The sequence below is a fragment of the Chryseobacterium sp. HR92 genome, from assembly GCF_045689405.1.
GTDB lineage: Bacteria > Bacteroidota > Bacteroidia > Flavobacteriales > Weeksellaceae > Chryseobacterium > Chryseobacterium viscerum_A.
Genome location: NZ_CP139139.1, coordinates 3,949,621 through 3,969,803, shown reverse-complemented (window position 1 = coordinate 3,969,803; position 20,183 = coordinate 3,949,621). Strand labels below are relative to the sequence as shown.

Genomic DNA, 20,183 nt, shown 5'->3' with positions numbered 1-20,183 from the left:
CAGAATATAAAAAAACCATTGAAAAAAATCAATGGTTTTTTTGTGAAAATATTATTTAAACTTATTGTTTCTCAATCAGATCCAAAAATTGCTGCTCATCCAGAATATGGATTGTTCCAATATCCTGAGCTTTTTTCAGCTTGCTTCCTGCCTTTTCACCTACCACAAGATAGTTGAGGTTTTTAGAAACCGCAGAAATGTTTTTTCCGCCATGCTTTTCTACCATTTCCTCAGCTGCTTCTCTGGTGAATAAAGATAATTTTCCGGTGAAAAGGAACGTTTTCCCTTCCAGAACGTTGGATAATACTTCATTTGTGCTTTCTCCTTTTTCAAGCTGTACTCCGTAAGATTTTAAACGTTCGATCATCAACACGTTTTCAGAATTCTGGAAGAACTCAACAATGCTTACCGCAATCTTGGCACCGATATCTTCTACCTGACAAAGCTCTTCTAGAGTTGCATTCTTTAGTTCCTCAACCGTTGGGAAGTTTTTGACAAGTTTCTTAGCAACTGTTTCCCCCACATGCTTAATTCCGATTCCGTATAAAACTTTCTCAAAAGGAATTTCTTTGGATTTCTCAATTCCTGAAATGATATTCTGAGCAGATTTCTCAGCCATTCTTTCCAGCGGAAGAAGCTGCTCTTTTGTCAAAACATAGAAGTCTGCAGGATTTTCAATCAGTTTTTCTCGGTAAAGCTGTTCAATGGTTTCACTTCCAAGATTGTCAATATTCAAAGCTTTTCTGGAAACATAGTGAATCATTCTTCCAACTACCTGTGGAGGGCAGTGAAGTTCATTCGGACAGAAATGAATCGCCTGATCTTCAATTTTCACCAGTTCAGTACCACATTCAGGGCAATGTTTGATGTATTCAATTTCTTTGCTCTCCTCTGTCCTTTTATCTGTGTTTACGCCTACGATTTTTGGAATAATTTCACCTCCTTTTTCTACATACACGAAATCATGTTCATGAAGATCCAGTTTTTTGATGATATCCTCATTATGCAGAGAAGCTCTTTTTACGATAGTTCCGGCTAATAAAACAGGTTTAAGGTTAGCAACCGGAGTAATGGCACCCGTTCTTCCCACCTGATAAGAAACACTCTGAAGTTCTGTTTCTACCTTTTCAGCTTTAAATTTATAAGCCATTGCCCAACGGGGAGATTTGGCTGTATATCCAAGCTGTCTCTGCTGCTGTAATGAATTCACTTTTAAAACAATTCCGTCAATTTCAAAAGGAAGATTATGACGCTCCGTATCCCAGAACGTGATAAACTCCTGTACCTCAGCCATTGTTTTGCACAATTTGGCCTGCTGAGAGGTTTTGAACCCCCAGCTTTGGGCTTTCTGAAGGAGTTCCCAATGCGTTTCCGCAGGAATATCTTCTGAGATAAACTGATACAGTACAGAAGAAAGTCCGCGTTTTCTTACCTCAGCGCTGTCCTGCATTTTCAAACTTCCACTGGCTGTATTTCTTGGGTTCATGAAGGGATCAAGACCTTCTTCCTCACGCAGTTTATTGATTTTATCAAAGTTTTTTCGGGTCAGATAAATTTCTCCACGCATAAAAAACTGAGCTGGGAAATCACCTTTTAAAGTCAAAGGAATATCTGAAATGGTACGTACATTCGGAGTAATTTCATCTCCCTGGAAGCCGTCTCCACGGGTAACTGCCTGCGAGAGCTTTCCGTTTTCATAAAGAATAGAAATGGAAGCACCGTCATACTTTAGTTCAGCAACAAATTCTACAGGATCTTCAATGGTTTTGATAATTCTTTTTTCCCAGTCTTCCAGATCGTCAAAATCATAAGAATTATCCAGTGAGTACATTCTGAATTTATGCTGAATGGTTGGGAAAACTTTGGTAACACCACCACCTACACGTACCGTAGGCGAGTTCTCATCATAGAATTCCGGGTACTTGGCCTCCAGATCTTGTAGCTCCTGCAGAAGCATGTCGAATTCAAAATCCGTAATGGTGGGTGTATCCAGTTGATAATAATTTTCATTATGCTGGTGAAGCTCTTTGCGGAGCTGTTCTATCTTTTGTTGAATGTTTTCAGACATTGGTTTTCTATCTTTTGAGCAAAAATAACTAAAGTAATTGCATTTAAAAAATAACAGAATTAAATAGTACAGGAAAATTAAGAATGCGTAATATGCCTTAACGAACTGATTGTGTAGGAAATAAAACATATGTTTAAAGTAATTTAACATAACGTTCTGATTTAATTAAAAAAATGTTAAAGCTTTCTTAAACACCCCGCCCTTAAAGTCAAAATACCTTTGCACATCTGATTGAAAGAAACCTCAACGTGATCTATTGACATGAAAATCAAAGAGGTTTACTGGTGAACATCAAAAAATTAATCATAAAGATCTTCGGAAGAAATGAAAAAAGTAAAGATTGTACTGGGATTATTGTTTTTAGGGCTTGGGACAATGGCGTATGCACAGACCACGCAGGCTTCTATTGTAGGGAAAGTTACCGGGCCGGGAAGTACGGCTCAGGAAAAAGTGAAAGTAACGATCGTGAATGAATCTACAGGGTTCAGAACGGAAACGGAAACCAACTCAAAAGGGGAGTATATTTTTAAGGAAATTCCTCTTGGAGGCCCTTATACAGTTATTGTAAACGATGATAAAAAAGAAGGTTACAATGTGAACTTCGGAGATCAGGTTACTGTAAATATGGATCTGGGGAACGAAAAGACCATTGAAGAAGTAAAAATTACCGGAAACCTTAAAAACAAAATCGGAAACCTTGGAGCAGCAACGGCAATCTCTGCAAAAAATATCAGCATGCTTCCGGTGAACGGACGAAACTTTACCAACCTTGCTGAACTGTCACCGTTAAGTGGAAAAGGCGGAAACCTTTCCGGACAGTTAGGGTCTTCTACCAACTTTACCATTGACGGGATGACTGCAAAAAATCCAACTTCTGCAGGATCTACTACCAGCCGAAGCGGCGCCCCTTTTTCTATCTCCATTGAAGCAGTACGTGAATTCAAAATTACCACCAACCAATATGATGTGACATTGGGAAGAAGCGGAGGAGGAACGGTAAGTGCTGTTACCAAATCAGGAACCAATAAATTTTCAGGAAGTGCCTGGGAATATTTAAGAACCAACTGGCTTTCCAGTCCATATGACATCAGAGGAAACAAAAGAGACAATGATTTCTCAACTTCTCAGTTCGGATTTTCATTGGGTGGACCCATCATTAAAAATAAATTACATTTCTTCGTAGCATGGGATCATCAGTTGGATTCTAGACCATTGGTGATTGCAGATATCAAATCTCCTGATGATGAGAAGAGGTTCAATACTACCACGCAGACGCTTAATCAGTTTGTGGATATTGCCAGAGCAAAATATGGGGTAGGAAGCGGCCCTCAGTTTGGAAGTTTTGACAAAGTAAGAAACTCGGATGCCGGATTTTTACGTTTAGACTGGCAGATCAATGAGAAGAATCTATTGACATTAAGAAATAATTTTACCTATGACCTTAACAAAAACGGTCTTGGTGATAATACCAATATCAATTTCTTTGAATCTTATGGAAATGACAAAAATCTTGATAACAGCTTGTTATTGACTTTAAGATCAAACCTGCAGCCTAATTTAACCAATGAATTGAAAGCGCAGTACCTTTATACTTTCCAGGACAGTTACCAGAACAATCAATTGGGGAAACCTGTTCCGAGAGCTATTGTGGAAGGGGTGTCTTCAAGTGCGGGGTCTACTAATATTCAGATCGGAGGGCATCGTTTTGCTCAGGAAAGTTTTAGAAACAATGTATTTCAGATTGTAGATAATTTGTATTACAATACCGATAAAGTAAAATATACTTTCGGAGCAGATCTGATGTATACCACAGCAAAATCGGTATACGGAAGTGAGGTGAACGGAAGATTCCATTTTCAGGGAATGAGTAATTTTGATGCAATGACGCCTTACAGATTCTACAGAGAAGTTCCTTTGATGGAAGATCCGTCTGTAAGATCAAATATATGGAACATTGGTATTTATGGGCAGTTTCAGACGAAAATCGCAAAAGGTCTAGATTTAATGGCCGGTTTAAGATTAGATTACGGAGGTTATCCAAAGGCAGAATTCAACCAGAAATTATTTGATGAAATGGGAATCAGAACAGATAATCAGATCAAATCATTCGTAATTCAGCCAAGATTCCAGTTTGACTGGAATATCAATGAAGGAAATAAAGACTTCCTGAAGTTCGGAGCCGGAATTTTCTCTTCAGATATCAACAATTATATGATCATCAATAACCTGGTGTTTGATGGAAGACACCTTGCTACAGTAGATGTAACAGGTAAAGATGTTCCGTTCCCGGATTTCAACAGCTACAGAAATGATTATAACTCGGTTCCGTCGCTTTCCCAGTATCAGATTCCAACCATTAACTATACCGGTAAAGACGCAAAAATTCCAATCGTTTATAAAGCGAATATATCTTATACCCATTTCTTCAATGAAAGGTTCAGAGCGGGAATCGCAGGATATATGGCTTTAGGTAGAAATAACTACTATTACTATGACAGAAACATGGTAGCCAATCCTTTCTTTACCCTGGCTAATGAAGGTGGAAGAGGAGTATTTATCCCTACAGGTGCTATTACCAATAATGCCAATAACAGTGTAAGCTTCGACTGGAAACAGGGAAGAATCAATAATAATTTCGGAAGAGTACTGGAGTTGGTAAGTGATGGTAAAGTAAACCAGTTCTCATTCGTGATTGATACAAGCTACCGTTACTGGAAAGATGGGGAAATCACAGCAAGTTATACGTGGTCTGACATTAAAGACAATACTTCTTACAACGGAAACGTAGCCAACTCTGCCACATTATCCACCATGATTCAGAGTGATCCGAGAGATTTAAGAATGACTTATTCTGACAACCAGTTCCGTAATAAAGTAGTTATCTATGGTAACTCTCCTACAATTGCCGGATTTACCTTAGGAATCAGATATTCAGGAATCGGAGGAACGCGTTTCTCAGCAACAACAGGAGGGAATATCAATGGTGACTTCGTAGATTCCAATGACCTTGCTTTTATCTTCCCGAACCTTACCAAATCGATTTTGGATGATCCACAGGTAGGACAAGCTCTGAAAGATTACATCAGCGAATACAACGGAAAAATTGCAGAACGTAACGGAGGTAAAAATGGATTCTATGGGGTTTGGGATGTTCGTGTAGCGAAAAAAATTAAATTTGATAAAGTAGGAGCTTTTGAACTTTCTGTAGATATCTTCAACGTGGCGAATCTGCTTAATAAAGAATGGGGTGTAAATAACTCATATGGAAATACATCCTTGTATAAAGTAACCAAATTTAATAAGGATACCATGCAGTATGAGTACACCAAAAACGTAAGTGGAGGAGGTTTGGTTCCTATGTCAGGAAATCCATACCAGATCCAGATCGGAGCGAAGTATTCCTTCTAATATCTGTTTTTAAAACCACAGAAGACATAAAAGAAATTGAAACGGCAGGTTAAGGAGCATTGAACCTTAATTTTAGCCAGAAAATCTTTTATGCCTTTGTGGTTTCCATATTTTAATAACTACCTTTATCAGAAAGTTTCAGGACTTTGTTTTTAATAATCTAAATTATATTATGAAAAATTTTATCTTAGGGTTAGCAGTTTTAAGTACAGTTATGATGAAAGCACAAACCCAGATCATTGCCCATAGAGGATATTTCCAGGCTCAGCCTCCTACAACGGAGAACTCGTTACAGTCCTTGGAAAATGCCCAGAAATTAAAAATATATGGGTCTGAATTTGATGTAAGAATGACAAAAGACGGTGTATTGGTAATCAATCACGATGAACACCATGGTAAAATGGAAATTTCAGAAGCTACATTTAAAGAGTTGGAAGCATTGAAATTATCCAATGGAGAAAAGTTTCCCACATTAAAAGATTATTTGAAACAGGGAAAAAAAGATAAAGCTCTGAAGCTGATCGTTGAAATCAAACCAGCCAAAACTCCGGAAATTGAAAATGAGATCACGCAGAAAACGATCAAAATGATTAAGGATATGAAGCTGGAATCTCAGAGTGAGTTTATTTCTTTCAGTCTTAATATCTGTAAAGAGATCAAAAAACAGCAACCTTCCTTTAAAGTTCAGTACCTGAACGGAGAACTTTCTCCTGAGCAGATCAAAAAAGAAGGATTGGATGGTATGGATTATCATTACAGTGTTTTCCAGAAAAATCCTACCTGGATTGCTGATGCAAAAGCATTAGGTTTAATTACCAACTCATGGACAGTAAATGACGTTGCTGTATACGATGAGCTGAAAAAACAAGGAATTGGGTTCGTAACCACCAATATTCCGGATCAGTTAAAGAATAAATAATGATTGAATATCCTTCACGAATAGTACAACCGAAGGACGAAATATTCCCCTCCTCCGGAGGGGTAGCAAAAGTTCTTTGAATTTTTGCCGGGGTGGTTTAAGGTATTTCCCAACCACCTCAATAATAATTAATAATTTACACAGTCTGTCCCTTAAAGGAGGCAGACTGTTCTTTTTTTATGAACTTACTCCTTAATTTTCTGAGATATAAAAAAAGTATGATTTATATGTATGTAAATCAATTTGTTGTGTATTTCGTGTGGTATTATCTCAAGGAAAGACAATAAAGATACGTAAATACAATTGTAGAATGGTATTAAATAGACTTAATTGATTAAATGTCTGATAATTAAATGTTTATTCAATGTTGTTAAGGGTAGATTAATATATCGTTTAATAAATTTTTAAGAAACGTTAAAACTGTGTTAAGATCATCCTTATAATGTCGCTTTAATTTTGCGCAAACAAAAAGGAAATGCGTAAAGAGACACAAAAACTGTTGGTTTTGTCACTGTTAGGATTGGTTAGCGTTAATCTGGCGGCTCAGCAGAAAGTTACAAAAGACACGATTAAAGGGCTTGATGAAGTAGTAGTAACTGCTTTAGGGATCAAGAGACATGACAGGGCTTTGGGGTATGTTGCCGAAAAAGTAGAAGCCAAAACATTTGAAGAAACCCAGAATAACAACTGGGCGCAGTCAATGGAAGGGAAAGTGGCAGGTCTTAAAATTCAGACTGCCGGAGCAGGGCCGCTTGGAACTTCCAGAATTACTTTGAGAGGAGAGAAATCCATTATGATGGATCATAATTATGCTCTTATTGTAGTGGATGGCGTTCCATTGGGAAATTCTACTACAGGTTCCGGTACGGCAGCTTATGGAGCGGGCTCCGGAGGAGATGTTCCGATTGATCTTGGAAACGGACTGAACAGCATCAACCCGGATGACATTGAATCTGTAACTGTATTGAAAGGAGCCTCTGCAGCTGCATTATATGGATCCCGTGCTGCTAACGGAGCATTAATGATCACTACAAAATCCGGTAAAACAAAGAACGGAAAACTGAGAGTGACTTTTAATTCTTCCTCAAGCTTTGATTCCGTATTGAAATGGCCGGACTGGCAGTATGAATACGGACAGGGAACTCTGGCAACCAATACGGCAGGCAATTTTTACTATTCTTACGGCCTTTCCGCAGATGGACCAAGTACGGGCGGTACAAGTAGTGCTTTCGGGCCAAAATTCGCCGGACAGTATTATTTTCAATATGATCCTAATGTATTGGGACAGAGCAAAGAAAGACAATTGTGGAGACCTTATGAAAATAACATTAAAGGCTTCTGGCAAACAGGTTCTACCTATTCAAACAGTATTTCAGTAGAAAGCTCAAACGACAAAACAAGTTTCAGATCTTCACTTACGTACCTTAATAATGAGTGGATGATGCCGAATACCGGCTTTGACAGATTCAATTTTGCCCTATCTTTTGCCCATCAGCTTACCAAAAAATTAAAAATCTCTACAAAATTTGCCTACAACACTACTTCCAGTGATAATCTTCCCGCGACGGGATACAACAACCAGTCGATCTCCTATTTCATGATCTTCCAGAATCCTAATGTGGATCTTGAATGGTATAAGCCGATCTGGAAGCCGGGTCAGGAACAGGTTGATCAGATCCATCCTTTCAGCTCCTTTATTGACAACCCTTATATGATCGCTTACGAAATGCTGAATGGGGTCAGAAAGAAAACGATTACAGGAAACATTACGGCAGATTATCAGTTTAATAAAAATTTCAGCTTAATGTTGAGATCAGGTATTGAAATTCTGAATGAAAAAAGAACCACCAAAAGACCATGGAGCTCTGCAAACTATCTGAAGGGATTCTACAGAGAACAGTTTATCAAAAATCAGGAATATAACAATGACCTTTTATTCTCTTACAAAGCAGATTGGAATAAATTCAGTATTTCAGCATCAGCAGGAGGAAGTATCCGCTATAATGAATATCTGATGACTGATTATCAGGCCATCGGATTGAAAACAGCAGGCGAATACAGCCTTACCAACGCTCTTTCTATTCCGGTCAAATATCCTGCACCAAGAGATAAACATGTAGACAGTGTTTACGGATTACTTACGTTGGGATATGACAATAAAGTATTTGTAGATGTTACCGGAAGAAACGACTGGAGTTCTACACTTCCAAAACAGAACAGATCATTCTTTTATCCTTCAGTAAGTACCAGCTTCATTTTATCAGATATTTTTAAGCTGAAAAGTAATAATCTGAACTTATGGAAACTGAGAGGTTCATGGGCAAAAGTAGGAATAGACAGTGATCCTTATCTTCTGGATAACTATTATTCGGCAAGCAATATTACCGGAAGTGTGGTGGCACCTACAACTTTTAATAATCCTTCTCTTAAACCTGAGAAAAACACCAATATTGAAGCAGGTATGGATTTCAGCCTTTTCAAAAATAGGTTGAATGTGAATCTTACCGCATATCAGAACGTCAGTGAAAACCAGATTATTCCTGTTTCATTACCTTCCGAAAGCGGATATTCCAAAAGAGTGATCAATGCAGGAAAAATCCGTAACAGAGGTCTTGAACTTTCAGCAGATATCTTAGCTGTAAAAGGTCAAAACTTCTCATGGAAAGTAGGTGGAAACTGGTCTACCAACGAAAACAGAGTGATGACTTTACCTGAAGGATTTGACGGAATCGTTTCCAACGTAGGTGATGTGGTCTTCTATAAAATGGAAGTGGGAGGTTCTCTTGGAGATATGTATGGATTTAAATTATTAAGAACTCCGGACGGAAAAGTAATTTACGGAGATAACGGACTTCCGGGAAGACCTGCAGATATTGAAAAAGTAGGAAATGCATTCCCGAAATGGAGAGCAGGCCTTCAGAATGATTTCAAGATTAAAAACTTTACAATAAGCTTCTCATTTGATGGTCAGTACGGAGGTATTGCTTACTCACAGTCACATCATAAAATGTCTGAACAAGGGAAACTGAAATCTACCCTTCCGGGAAGAGATAATCCTGGCGGAATGATTGTAGGAGACGGAGTTGTCCAGAATCCTGATGGATCTTTCACCCCGAATACAAAAGGAGTATTGGTATCTTCTTATTATGGAGATTACTATAGAAGAGCCAATGTGGAAACCAACAGCTTCAGTACAGATTTTATTAAGCTGAGAGATGCAAGAATTGCCTATTCATTCCCGAAAGAGACCATAAAATCTTTAGGTCTGGATGATCTTACCATTGCCATTTTCGGAAAGAACCTGTGGATGTGGACGAAGTTCCCACTTTTTGATCCTGAAGTAGCTACGCTGGATAATGCAACCATTACTCCAGGGGTTGAAATGGGACAGCTTCCAACGGCAAGAACAGTTGGTTTTCAGTTAAATCTTAAATTCTAAAATCTAAAAAAATGAAAAAAATAATCATAAATCTGACATTGGCTGCTTCTGTTTTTATGCTTCAGTCCTGCGACAGAACCTTTGAAGAAATCAATACAGATACCAGCAAAATAAAAGATCCTTCAGTAGGAAGTCTTCTTGCACCCATCCAGTATGAAATGGGAAGTTACGGATATAACAGAGCAGATGATTTTACCTTTGATATCATGCAGATCGCTTTAGACTTTCCAAATGAAGGAAATACGTACAGCAGATACTATATGGACGAAAAAAGTGGTAACGGATACTGGAATACCTCTTATAAATGGCTTAAGCAGGTAAGCGACCTTAGAAAATATGCCACGAAAGAACAGAATAATAACTATCTGGCAATATCAATGGTCCTGAATGCATGGATCGCTTCCAATCTTACCGATGCTTTCGGAGATGTGCCTTTATCTGAAGCTGTGAAAATTGAAGAGAATATTTTGAGACCAAAATATGATAAACAGAAAGATATCTATATCCAGCTTTTAAATGATCTGAAAACAGCCAATTCACTATTCAACCCAAACCAGGCATTAGCTGAAACAGATTTATTTTACAATGCCAATACCAATAGCCAGACAGGGATCTTGGGATGGAAAAAATTCTGTAACTCTCTTTCATTAAGATTGTTAACGAGGATTTTGAGCAGAAACGGTGAAGTGAACGTACATGAAAGAATTCAGGAAATCGTTAATAACCCTGCACAATACCCTGTTTTCCAGAATAATACAGACAGTGCAGTGCTGCCACTTTCAGGAGTATCTCCATACTTGCCGCCAATTGCCCGCCCTCAGGATTTTACAGCATACAGATCAGCAGGAGAATTCTTTGTAAATGCTATGAAAGATAATAATGATCCAAGGCTGAGTATGTTTTTTACCAAAGCGAAAGCAACCACTGGAGAAGATCTTGGCTATAAAGGAGCTCCATCAGGATATGCTTTGGGAACAGCTTTCAACTATCAGCCTTCTAACCTTAACCAAAACCTGGCAAAAGCACCGCTGAAAATCTTAATCATGACCTATTCTGAGGTGCAGTTTATTCTGGCAGAACTCGTGAACAAAGGAATTATTACCGGAAATCAGCAGACCTATTACGAAACGGGAGTAAAGTCAATTATTGAACAATGGGGAGCAACAGTTCCTGCCAATTATTTCAGTAATAATAATGTAGCCTATGATGGTTCTCTTCAGAAACTGATGCTTCAAAAATACATTTCCCTGTTTTTTGTAGACCATCAGCAATGGTATGAGTACAGACGTACAAAACTGCCTGCATTACCCAATAACGGAGGACTTCAGAACGGAGGACAGATGCCTGTAAGATTCATGTATCCTACCACTACAAAAGTGATGAATACAGATAATTATAATGCAGCGGTACAATCCATGGGAGGAGATAACATCAATGTGAAAATGTGGTGGAATAAATAATAAACTGAATTTAAAAATTGAAAATAATTTAAAGATTAAAAGATAATGAGTATCAATATAAAATTTTTAGTGCCTTGCATCCTGGTTTCAGCAATGACATTCTCGCAAACTTCTGTTTCAGGATATGTATACGAAGACAGCAATAAAAATCAAAAGAAAGAAAACCGCGAAAAAGGAGTTGAAGGTGTAGCTGTTTCCAATGGAGTTCAGGTAGTTCTTACTGATAGAAACGGGCGGTACAGTCTTCCGGTTCAGGAAGATCAGACTATTTTTGTCATCAAGCCTTCAGGATATCAGACTGCTTTAAATGCGAACAACCTTCCACAGTTCTATTACCATCATAAACCAAAAGGATCTCCGGCAGATTTCAAATACAAAGGAGTTGCTGCTACAGGAGATCTTCCTAAAGAGTTGAACTTTCCGCTTTATAAGCAAAACGAAACCAAAAACTTTGATATCCTTGTTTTTGGAGACCCACAGCCTTACACAGAAAAAGAACTGGATTATTTCAAAAGAGGAATTGTAAATGAAGTGAAGAACACCAAAAAGAATGCAGTATTGGGAATCAGTTTAGGAGATCTGGTAGGAGATAATCTAAGCCTTCAAAAGCCTTACGCAGATGTAATGAAAGAAGTGGGGCTGCCTTGGTATAATGTAATGGGGAACCATGATATGAATTACGATGCGAAGGAAGACCGTCTTTCAGATGAAACATTTGAGTCTAATTTTGGTCCTGCCAATTATTCTTTCAACTATAGTAATGTACACTTTATCATTCTGGATAATATACTTTACCCCGATCCCAGAGATGGTAAAGGCTATTGGGGTGGTTTCCGTGAAGACCAGCTTCAGTTTATCGAAAATGACCTGAAATTGGTTGATAAAAATAAACTGATCGTGATATCTTTCCATATTCCTTTAGAACATAACAACGAAGACAGTTTCAGAAATGCGGATCGTCAGAAATTATTTGATTTCTTAAATCCTTTCCAGAATGTATTGCTTTTATCAGCACATACGCACATCCAGCAGCAGATTTTCTACGGTAAAAAAGCAGGCTGGAACGGAAACAAAGAATTACACGAATATAATGTGGGAACTACTTGTGGCGACTGGTACTCAGGAACACCTGACGATGCAGGACTTCCTACTTCCACAATGAGAGACGGAACGGCAAAAGGATATTCATTCATCAGCTTTGCAAACAACCAGTATAAAGTTAAATACAAAACAGCGGGAAAACCGGATGATTATCAGATCAAACTATATGTTCCGAAAGTGATTCCTACATCAAGAACTTCTGCAAAAGTATTGGCCAACTTCTTTATGGGAAGCAAAAAAGATAAGGTAGAATACAGAATAGATGATGGAAAATGGGAAGAAATGGAGTATGATGAAACCATAGATCCGAATTTTGCTCTTTCTGTTTTCAAATGGGATTCTACAGAGAAAATTTTTCCGGGAAGAAGACCTTCCAATCCTGAAATGTCAAAACACATCTGGGAAGCAGATTTTCCTAAAAAATTATCATTAGGAAAGCATAAAGTTGAGGTAAAAGCTGTTGACATGTACGGAAATGAATTCACGGCTTTAGAAGAATTTGAAGTTCAGAATTCAATTCAGATTCCTTAAGCATTTTATTTTTTTTACTATACCTTTTTTTAGATTTTGAAACCGGTTCTTATGAGCCGGTTTTAATTTTTGATGAGGTTTAATAAAATATAAATTAAATCCATGTTTTCACCGCTTCATAAAAATGTACTTTCGTAACTTTGTATAAAGAAAAGTATTATTACTATGAATATAAACGGGAAAAATGCCATCGTAACAGGTGGTGGAAGAGGATTAGGGAAAGCTGTAGCATTAGCTTTAGCCAATGAAGGAGTAAACGTTGCCATTACAGGAAGAAACGAGGAAAATCTTAAAATGACAGTTGAAGAGATCAAGAAACTGGGAGTAAACTCAGCATATGCAGTTTTTTCTGTAGACAATGAAATTCAGGTAAAAGCTGGAATAGAATCTTTAGCAGAACAATTGGGAGGTATTGATATTCTGATCAACAATGCAGGGATCGGAGATTTCGGAAGTATTGAAGAAATGCCTTCTGAAACATGGGAGCAGGTTATTAAGACCAACCTGTTCGGAGTGTATTACGCAGCCAAAGCAGCTCATCCATTTATGAAAGCTAAAGGAGATGGTGATATCGTAAACGTAGCTTCTACAGCAGGTCTGAAAGGAGGTCCGAATATGTCCGCATATGCCGCTTCAAAAGCCGCAGTAGTCTCTTTATCACAGTCAATGATGGCAGAATGGAGAAAACAGAATATCCGTGTGATCACCCTGACTCCAAGTACCATTGCTTCAGATATGAGTATCCAGGGAGGACTTACAGACGGAAATCCTGATAAAGTATTACAGCCGGAAGACTTTGCAGAATGGGTAAGAGATATCCTGAAAATGAACAGAAGAGCATTAATTGCAAATGGTTCTATTTTCTCTACAAATCCATAAGAGGTTAAAATTTAAAGTTCAAAGTTTAAAGTTTAAAGCTGTCGGCAAAGAACTGTTAATCTGCCTTGAATAATGAAACTCAATAGGAGCGGGCTTTAGCCCGCTTTCTCTTTGGCTAACTTTTGGGGCTTCAGCCAAAACTTAGAAATTTTCACATTTCAAAAGATCTGTGTCATCTGAGTAATCTGTGGGAAAAACCAGAAAAAACTCCCCGGTTTCAGCCAAAAATTCCTCCACCATTTTTTTAACAATAATAACATTAGTATTTTTGCAGCAAATTAGTCACATGCAAAATTATTTAGAATTCAATTTCAAAATTTCTCCATTGCAGCCTTGGAATGAGATTTTAATGGCAGAACTTATAGAAATAGGTTTTGACAGCTTTACAGAAGAAATTGACGGAATTTTAGGATATATCCAGACAGAATTGTTTCAGGAAGATCAGCTGAAAGCACTTCCGATCTTTGAAAACGAAAACGTAAAAATCGAATACACTTTCGAAGAAATGCCTAATATCAACTGGAATGAAGAATGGGAAAAGAATTTCTCTCCAATCAATATTGATGATAAAGTATTGATCAGAGCAGAATTCCACGAATCAGTACCGGGAATGCATGAAATTATTATTCAGCCTAAAATGTCTTTTGGAACAGGTCATCACCCTACCACCCACCTGATGATCCAGCAAATGATGGATATTGACTTCAATGGTAAAAAAGTACTGGATATGGGATGTGGAACCTCTGTATTGGCAATCTATGCAAAACAACAGGGAGCAGGAGATACAAAAGCTATCGATATTGATGAATGGTCGGTAGAAAATTCAAAAGAAAATGCAGTAAGAAACAATGTAGAACTGGATATTGAACAGGGAACTGCTGAAAACTTAGGAAAAGAGAATTTTGATGTTATTTTAGCCAATATCAATAGAAATATCCTGATTTCAGATATCCCGACTTATGTTTCAGTATTGAATGACGGTGGGAAACTATTACTTTCAGGACTATGTTTCTTTGACGTAGATGATATTCTGGAAGTATGTAAAGAAAGCGGACTTGAGCTGAAAAAGCAGCTACAACGTGAAGAATGGGTAAGCTTACTTCTTGAAAAATAACACCAAAAAACAAAATACAAATATGAAAACTTTATGGACAGCTTTATTTCTACTGATGCTGCAGTTCTTTACAGCACAGGAAAGTGAAGTATATACAGATGGAGTCTTTGGTTTTGAAGAAAATAAAACGCAGAAAATCTTTACAGACTGGACCCGCGTGAGATTGGATCCGGGTGTTAATACTCAGATTGTAGATTCATTACAGACCAATCAGCAGGTGGTGATTCTTAAAAAAGAAGAAACTGTGCTGAAGTTGGGAGAAAGAGCAGCCAATTGGTATAAAATCTCTTATCAGAAGGGAGAGAGTACATTGGAAGGATATGTTTGGGGAGGTAATCTTTGTATAGGATACCGTAACAAAAACGGATATGATTTCCTTTTTGGGCTTTCCAAAACAATTGACAGGAAGAATAAAGAATACAATGAGATCGAAAAACAGAACATTGCAGGAATAAAAGTAATGGAAGGAAATACACTCATTGATGAGGTGTATTTTGATACAGGAAGAGGAGAGGAGTTGAATTCAGCGGCATTTAATATAGAAAGCGGCCACAAACTGCAGAATGTTGAATTGACTCTGAAAGCAATGGTTTCCGGTGAAACCTGTGGAATCGCAAGCTATGATCAGTATGTTCTTTTTAAGGATAAAAAACTGATGATCCTTCCGCAATTAACGAATGTGGGTGATGCAGGAGCTTTTTATCACAGCGAAGAATATGTTTTTCCTAATGATAAAGGAGGAATTTCCAACGCATTTATCCTAAAAGTGGAAGACATGGAAGTGGATGAAAAAGACAGAGAGAAGAAGAAAAGCTCTTCCAAAACCTATCTTTGGAACGGAAGTTCTTATAAGCTAAAATAATATCCTCAAAATAAATTAAACCGTTGTAGCTACAGCGGTTTTTTATTGTATAAAAGTCCATAAAAAATAGGATTGGAACAAACCGATCCAATCCTACCCAAACATGATTAAGTGTATAGTTAAGCCATAAAGGCTACAAGGAATTAAAGCACAAAAAGATTTTTATTGATCCTTAATCAATGTTTCCTTGATACTAATTAAAACTAACTAAGTGACCTTTCGGCTGCGTTTACTATATAAAAGTAATAGGTCTTCGCATCTCTTAAGTTAAAAGATAAACTGATTCAGCGAAATAGATAGGTGAAACGGAATTTTCAGCCAGTGAAGCGGATGGAATAGGTATGTGGTATATTCTTTTATTCAAAAATTAAAAGAACAGTTCCAGCAATAATCAATAAAGCTCCTATAGCTGTTTTTAGGGTAAGGGATTCCCCAAGAAATAAAACAGAAAGAATAATCGTCAATGCTACACTTAGTTTGTCAACCGGAGCAACCTGCGTTACTTTTCCGAGTTGGAGAGCCTTGAAATAAAATATCCATGAAAGTCCTGTTGCAACTCCGGAAATGGCAATGTAGATAAGATTATGCCTGGAAAGCGCCGGGATTCCTTTGTATTCACTTCGTACGAACACAATTCCCCAGGCGACCAGTAAAATAATAACGCTTCTTATGGCTGTTGCCAGGTTTGAGTTAACCCCGGTGATTCCGATCTTAGCAAAAACAGCGGTTAATGAAGCAAAAAAAGCTGAAAGAATTGCATATACCCACCACATATTTTTTAAGTTTTAAAAATTATTGATCTGTATTATTGATAAGCCTCTCCATTTTAATGATCGTCCTTGTATTCTTTACTTAAAGATAGCCAAAATAAGTAATAAAATGATGGTATTCTTCTCTTATTTATTTTATCCAATCACTTACGGTAATAACGTCGGCCTGTCTTGGGAAAACTTTATTCATCAGGATGTTATGCACTTCTTTGTCACTGTCTTTACAGCAATCTTCAATCACTGTCAGTTGATAATCTTTATCCGAAGCTTCTCTTACTGTAGATAAAACAACACCGCTGGTAGATACTCCTGTCAATACCAGGTGCTGAATATCAAGTCCGCGGAGAATAACTTCCAGATCACTTCCTGTAAAAGCACTGAATCTTCTCTTGGTAATCACGATATCCTGTTCTTCAGGAGTAAGTTCAGGATGAATAGCAATCCAGTCTTTCATATTCACATCTGCCATATGCTGTTTAATTACTGAAAATGCTTTATTTTTGGAGCTTATTTCCGGCATTCCTTGTCTGAACCCTACTGTAATATAAATAACCGGAATTTGGCGGTTTCTGGCAATTTTAATAGCCTCTTTGACATTAGATAACAGTTCTTGTGTATCATGTACGTTACTTAGTATTGATGACTGCATGTCCATCACCAATAATGCTGTTTTTATGTTTTCCATTTTCATTACACTTTATTAATAAATTGTTCCTCAGATTCTTCTAAAAGTTGTTTGTTCACTGCTTTTATCTTGTTCTTTTTAAATAATAAATGTCTAAAGACAACAGCAACTAAAATTCCTGCAATTCCTTCCATCAATAAGGTTTTTGGTGCTCCTATTTTCTCTGAAACAAATCCAATGAGCACGCTTCCCACAGGCAGCATCCCGAATATGGCAGTCAATAAAATACTGATCGCTCTTGAACGCATTTCGGGAATTACTTCAGACTGGACAATAATATTACAGGTCGTAAACTGTGCGACACCACCTAATCCTGTGAGCGCAGCAAAGAACATAGACCAGTAGAAATTGGTAGCATATGAAAAACAGATCAGTCCAATACTCAGAATAACTGTACTCAGAATAAGAATGTTCCTCATGGATGCTCCTTTCTTCAGCGAAGCCAGAAATACCGTTCCGAGAACCGCTCCGATCCCGATGAAACTGGATATATAGCCGAATGTCTTAGCATCACCTTTGAAAATTTCCTTTGCATAAACGGGAATTAAAGTATCATAAGGTAAAATCAGCAAACCTGTAATACTCAGCATGATGATGACCAGACTGATAGATGGTTCTTTTTTCAGATACCTGAAACCCTCAGCTAATTCTGTAAAAGTTCCTTTTTTAGCTGATTTTTTCGGAATGATCTTTATTTTCATCATAGAAATTGAAAGCATTACCGCTGCAAAACTGGCTGCATTGATAAGAAAACAGGTTCCAGCCCCGAATTTTTGGAGGATGATTCCGGAAAGGGCAGGACCCGCCAATTTAGCGATGCTTGCCATAGCTGCACTCAGAGAAAGAGCACTTGGAAGGTCTTCGTCATCCGTTACCACTTCATTAATCATAGCCTGCCGGGCCGGAATGTCATAAGCATTAATAATGCCTAGAAAAACACTGAGTATAATGAAACTCCATATGTTCTGATGTCCCGTCATTACCAAAAAAGCCAGTAGAGATGCCTGAATTAATGATAAAATTTGAGTGATCTGTATAATTTTATACCGGTTGTACCGATCCGCTGCAACCCCGCCGAATGCTGAAAATAAGAATGAAGGGAATTGTTCTGCAAAAATGGTGAGTCCCAACATAAAGGCAGACTGGGTCATGCTGTATACAACCCACACTACGGCTGTACGCTGCATCCACGTTCCAAATTGAGAGACAGAACGCCCGAAAAAATACAACGTGTAATTGGTGCTTCTGAAAGCCCGGAATGTACTGATATTACTTAATTTGTTCATTTTTTTTAAATAGACTATTTGACAAATAATGTAAAAGTGTCAAAATTGAAATAAAAAATTTTTACCCAATATGTTTAGTAACCATAGAGGTTAGAGTGTTCACTGTATTGTTTAAGTTTTCAAAATTGTTTTTTAAACTCATCTCGCGCCTTATTCCCCTGATACTACTCTGTAAAATAAAGATGATGGTTTCCTGTTCTTCGATGGCAACTTTTGGAATGTTACCATTGTTAATGCTCGCTGAAAATAAATTAAGCAAAAGATTTCTTTCTGCTTCCATCATTCGGTTGTGGGCATCGGTGATGTGTTTTGACTTCTCCTCATTGTCCATTCCTGCTTCTATAGCTCTGAAAAATGATGATCTTTCTTCTGATGTTTTTACTTTAGCCATACAAAACTCCTGAATTTTTCCTTCAAACGTATTTTTCTTTCTCATATTGGAATCAATCTCAGAAATAACTTCTTTGATCAGATTATCCAAAACCGCCTGAAAGACTTCTTCACGATTTTTATAATAATAATAAATTGAAGTTCTGCTTTTTCCAACTGCTTTTGAAATATCATCCATTGTCACCTTCTTTAAACCATACTTTAAATACAGTCCTGAAGCGGTCTCAAGGATTTGTTGTGAAAGCTGGTCTTGTTCTGTGTGAGCTGACATTGTCTTAAAATTATCTGAAATTATGAGTGCAAAATTAAATTATTTTTGACAAAAAAACAAATTTTGTCAAATTGTAAAAAAATAGATGATTTATTCTTCGGATCTATAGAATAAAACTTCTGCTATGTGTTCGCTTAGAAAAAATCAATGAGATAGATTAACTCTTTGTTCTCCCTTAGATAATGTTGCTAAAAAAATAGATTTTGTACTTACGATAGAATATTATAGTTTAAATTTAACGATAAGTAATAAAAACAAAAAAGACTCACTGTTTCCAGTAAGTCTTTCAGTGAGCGCGAAAGGATTCGAACCTTTGACCGTCTGCTTAGAAGGCAGATGCTCTATCCAGCTGAGCTACGCACCCATAAAGTAGTTTTGAGAAAACTACTAAAACAGTCGGGGCGGCAGGATTCGAACCTGCGACCTCCTGGTCCCAAACCAGGCGCGATGACCGGACTACGCTACGCCCCGAAGGTGTCATCAGTAACGAATTTTACTTCGTTTTTGCGGTTGCAAAGGTATAATATTTTTTTAAATAAAAAAATAAAATTAAGAATAATTTTTAATTAATTTTTAGTGAAGACTTTTTGATTAGTCATACTTATTTAAAAACCATAGTCTTATATTTTTTTATTGTCACTTGTTAAAATGGCTGACCTTTACCCAAAACTGAGCAAAAACAAAAAAGACTCACTGTTTCCAGTAAGTCTTTCAGTGAGCGCGAAAGGATTCGAACCTTTGACCGTCTGCTTAGAAGGCAGATGCTCTATCCAGCTGAGCTACGCACCCATAAAGTAGTTTTGAGAAAACTACTAAAACAGTCGGGGCGGCAGGATTCGAACCTGCGACCTCCTGGTCCCAAACCAGGCGCGATGACCGGACTACGCTACGCCCCGAAGGTGTCATCAGTAACGAATTTTACTCCGTTTTTAGGGTTGCAAATTTGCAATTCTTTTTTTAATAAAAAAAGAAAATGAGGTGTAATTTTTCATGAAACCTT

General features: G+C 37.5%; 13 protein-coding genes and 4 tRNA genes. 8 read left to right on the top strand and 9 right to left on the bottom strand.

Going from position 1 to position 20,183, the window contains the following annotated elements:
• Nucleotides 1–61: 61 nt before the first annotated feature.
• Nucleotides 62–2,068: an NAD-dependent DNA ligase LigA gene (gene ligA, locus SFA27_RS17870; protein WP_407294009.1), complete on the bottom strand. Its 2,007-nt coding sequence runs from the start codon at nucleotides 2,066–2,068 to the stop codon at nucleotides 62–64.
• A 324-nt stretch (nucleotides 2,069–2,392) separates the two neighbouring features.
• On the opposite strand from ligA, the gene SFA27_RS17865 reads away from it, so the two are divergent.
• The 8 genes from SFA27_RS17865 to SFA27_RS17830 all read left to right on the top strand — a co-directional run bounded on the left by SFA27_RS17865 (nucleotide 2,393) and on the right by SFA27_RS17830 (nucleotide 15,781).
• Entirely contained in the window at nucleotides 2,393–5,476 is a 3,084-nt protein-coding gene (locus tag SFA27_RS17865; RefSeq protein WP_407294006.1) for a carboxypeptidase regulatory-like domain-containing protein, read from the top strand.
• Nucleotides 5,477–5,648: 172 nt separating this feature from the next.
• Nucleotides 5,649–6,395: a glycerophosphodiester phosphodiesterase family protein gene (locus SFA27_RS17860; RefSeq protein ID WP_047374066.1), complete on the top strand. Its 747-nt coding sequence runs from the start codon at nucleotides 5,649–5,651 to the stop codon at nucleotides 6,393–6,395.
• A 475-nt stretch (nucleotides 6,396–6,870) separates the two neighbouring features.
• Complete coding sequence (locus SFA27_RS17855) at nucleotides 6,871–9,834, top strand: SusC/RagA family TonB-linked outer membrane protein (RefSeq protein WP_407294003.1); 2,964 nt, start codon at nucleotides 6,871–6,873, stop codon at nucleotides 9,832–9,834.
• Between the two features lie 11 nt (nucleotides 9,835–9,845).
• Nucleotides 9,846–11,294: a SusD/RagB family nutrient-binding outer membrane lipoprotein gene (locus SFA27_RS17850; protein WP_264518665.1), complete on the top strand. Its 1,449-nt coding sequence runs from the start codon at nucleotides 9,846–9,848 to the stop codon at nucleotides 11,292–11,294.
• A 45-nt stretch (nucleotides 11,295–11,339) separates the two neighbouring features.
• The gene (locus SFA27_RS17845) at nucleotides 11,340–12,926 is read left to right on the top strand and encodes a calcineurin-like phosphoesterase C-terminal domain-containing protein (RefSeq protein WP_407294000.1); all 1,587 of its coding nucleotides are present in this window, start codon (nucleotides 11,340–11,342) and stop codon (nucleotides 12,924–12,926) included.
• A 165-nt stretch (nucleotides 12,927–13,091) separates the two neighbouring features.
• Nucleotides 13,092–13,805 carry a 3-ketoacyl-ACP reductase gene (locus tag SFA27_RS17840; protein ID WP_407293997.1) on the top strand — a complete coding sequence of 238 codons (714 nt, stop codon included), beginning with the start codon at nucleotides 13,092–13,094 and terminating at the stop codon, nucleotides 13,803–13,805.
• Between the two features lie 286 nt (nucleotides 13,806–14,091).
• Nucleotides 14,092–14,919: a 50S ribosomal protein L11 methyltransferase gene (gene prmA / locus SFA27_RS17835; RefSeq protein WP_264518663.1), complete on the top strand. Its 828-nt coding sequence runs from the start codon at nucleotides 14,092–14,094 to the stop codon at nucleotides 14,917–14,919.
• A 22-nt stretch (nucleotides 14,920–14,941) separates the two neighbouring features.
• Complete coding sequence (locus tag SFA27_RS17830) at nucleotides 14,942–15,781, top strand: SH3 domain-containing protein (protein ID WP_407293995.1); 840 nt, start codon at nucleotides 14,942–14,944, stop codon at nucleotides 15,779–15,781.
• Nucleotides 15,782–16,137: 356 nt separating this feature from the next.
• On the opposite strand, the gene SFA27_RS17825 is transcribed toward SFA27_RS17830, so the two are convergent.
• The 8 genes from SFA27_RS17825 to SFA27_RS17790 form a co-directional block, all read right to left on the bottom strand.
• The gene (locus tag SFA27_RS17825) at nucleotides 16,138–16,554 is read right to left on the bottom strand and encodes an EamA family transporter (protein ID WP_407293993.1); all 417 of its coding nucleotides are present in this window, start codon (nucleotides 16,552–16,554) and stop codon (nucleotides 16,138–16,140) included.
• A 127-nt stretch (nucleotides 16,555–16,681) separates the two neighbouring features.
• Complete coding sequence (locus SFA27_RS17820) at nucleotides 16,682–17,236, bottom strand: cysteine hydrolase family protein (protein WP_407293991.1); 555 nt, start codon at nucleotides 17,234–17,236, stop codon at nucleotides 16,682–16,684.
• Nucleotides 17,237–17,241: 5 nt separating this feature from the next.
• Nucleotides 17,242–18,522 (bottom strand): MFS transporter, encoded by a 1,281-nt coding sequence (locus tag SFA27_RS17815; RefSeq protein ID WP_407293989.1) that lies wholly within the window; start codon nucleotides 18,520–18,522, stop codon nucleotides 17,242–17,244.
• 61 nt (nucleotides 18,523–18,583) lie between these two features.
• The gene (locus tag SFA27_RS17810) at nucleotides 18,584–19,183 is read right to left on the bottom strand and encodes a TetR/AcrR family transcriptional regulator (protein ID WP_047374079.1); all 600 of its coding nucleotides are present in this window, start codon (nucleotides 19,181–19,183) and stop codon (nucleotides 18,584–18,586) included.
• Nucleotides 19,184–19,473: 290 nt separating this feature from the next.
• Nucleotides 19,474–19,547, bottom strand: a tRNA-Arg gene (locus SFA27_RS17805).
• A 32-nt stretch (nucleotides 19,548–19,579) separates the two neighbouring features.
• A tRNA-Pro gene (locus tag SFA27_RS17800) sits at nucleotides 19,580–19,654 on the bottom strand.
• A 244-nt stretch (nucleotides 19,655–19,898) separates the two neighbouring features.
• Nucleotides 19,899–19,972, bottom strand: a tRNA-Arg gene (locus SFA27_RS17795).
• A 32-nt stretch (nucleotides 19,973–20,004) separates the two neighbouring features.
• Nucleotides 20,005–20,079: transfer RNA gene (locus tag SFA27_RS17790), tRNA-Pro, on the bottom strand.
• Between the last annotated feature and the right edge of the window lie 104 nt (nucleotides 20,080–20,183).

What these genes read in the sequence shown, in the direction of transcription:
- ligA (WP_407294009.1), bottom strand. Translation starts at nt 2,068, where the DNA reads ATGTCTGAAAACATTCAACAAAAGATAGAACAGCTCCGCAAAGAGCTT.
- SFA27_RS17865 (WP_407294006.1), top strand. Translation starts at nt 2,393, where the DNA reads ATGAAAAAAGTAAAGATTGTACTGGGATTATTGTTTTTAGGGCTTGGG.
- SFA27_RS17860 (WP_047374066.1), top strand. Translation starts at nt 5,649, where the DNA reads ATGAAAAATTTTATCTTAGGGTTAGCAGTTTTAAGTACAGTTATGATG.
- SFA27_RS17855 (WP_407294003.1), top strand. Translation starts at nt 6,871, where the DNA reads ATGCGTAAAGAGACACAAAAACTGTTGGTTTTGTCACTGTTAGGATTG.
- SFA27_RS17850 (WP_264518665.1), top strand. Translation starts at nt 9,846, where the DNA reads ATGAAAAAAATAATCATAAATCTGACATTGGCTGCTTCTGTTTTTATG.
- SFA27_RS17845 (WP_407294000.1), top strand. Translation starts at nt 11,340, where the DNA reads ATGAGTATCAATATAAAATTTTTAGTGCCTTGCATCCTGGTTTCAGCA.
- SFA27_RS17840 (WP_407293997.1), top strand. Translation starts at nt 13,092, where the DNA reads ATGAATATAAACGGGAAAAATGCCATCGTAACAGGTGGTGGAAGAGGA.
- prmA (WP_264518663.1), top strand. Translation starts at nt 14,092, where the DNA reads ATGCAAAATTATTTAGAATTCAATTTCAAAATTTCTCCATTGCAGCCT.
- SFA27_RS17830 (WP_407293995.1), top strand. Translation starts at nt 14,942, where the DNA reads ATGAAAACTTTATGGACAGCTTTATTTCTACTGATGCTGCAGTTCTTT.
- SFA27_RS17825 (WP_407293993.1), bottom strand. Translation starts at nt 16,554, where the DNA reads ATGTGGTGGGTATATGCAATTCTTTCAGCTTTTTTTGCTTCATTAACC.
- SFA27_RS17820 (WP_407293991.1), bottom strand. Translation starts at nt 17,236, where the DNA reads ATGGAAAACATAAAAACAGCATTATTGGTGATGGACATGCAGTCATCA.
- SFA27_RS17815 (WP_407293989.1), bottom strand. Translation starts at nt 18,522, where the DNA reads ATGAACAAATTAAGTAATATCAGTACATTCCGGGCTTTCAGAAGCACC.
- SFA27_RS17810 (WP_047374079.1), bottom strand. Translation starts at nt 19,183, where the DNA reads ATGTCAGCTCACACAGAACAAGACCAGCTTTCACAACAAATCCTTGAG.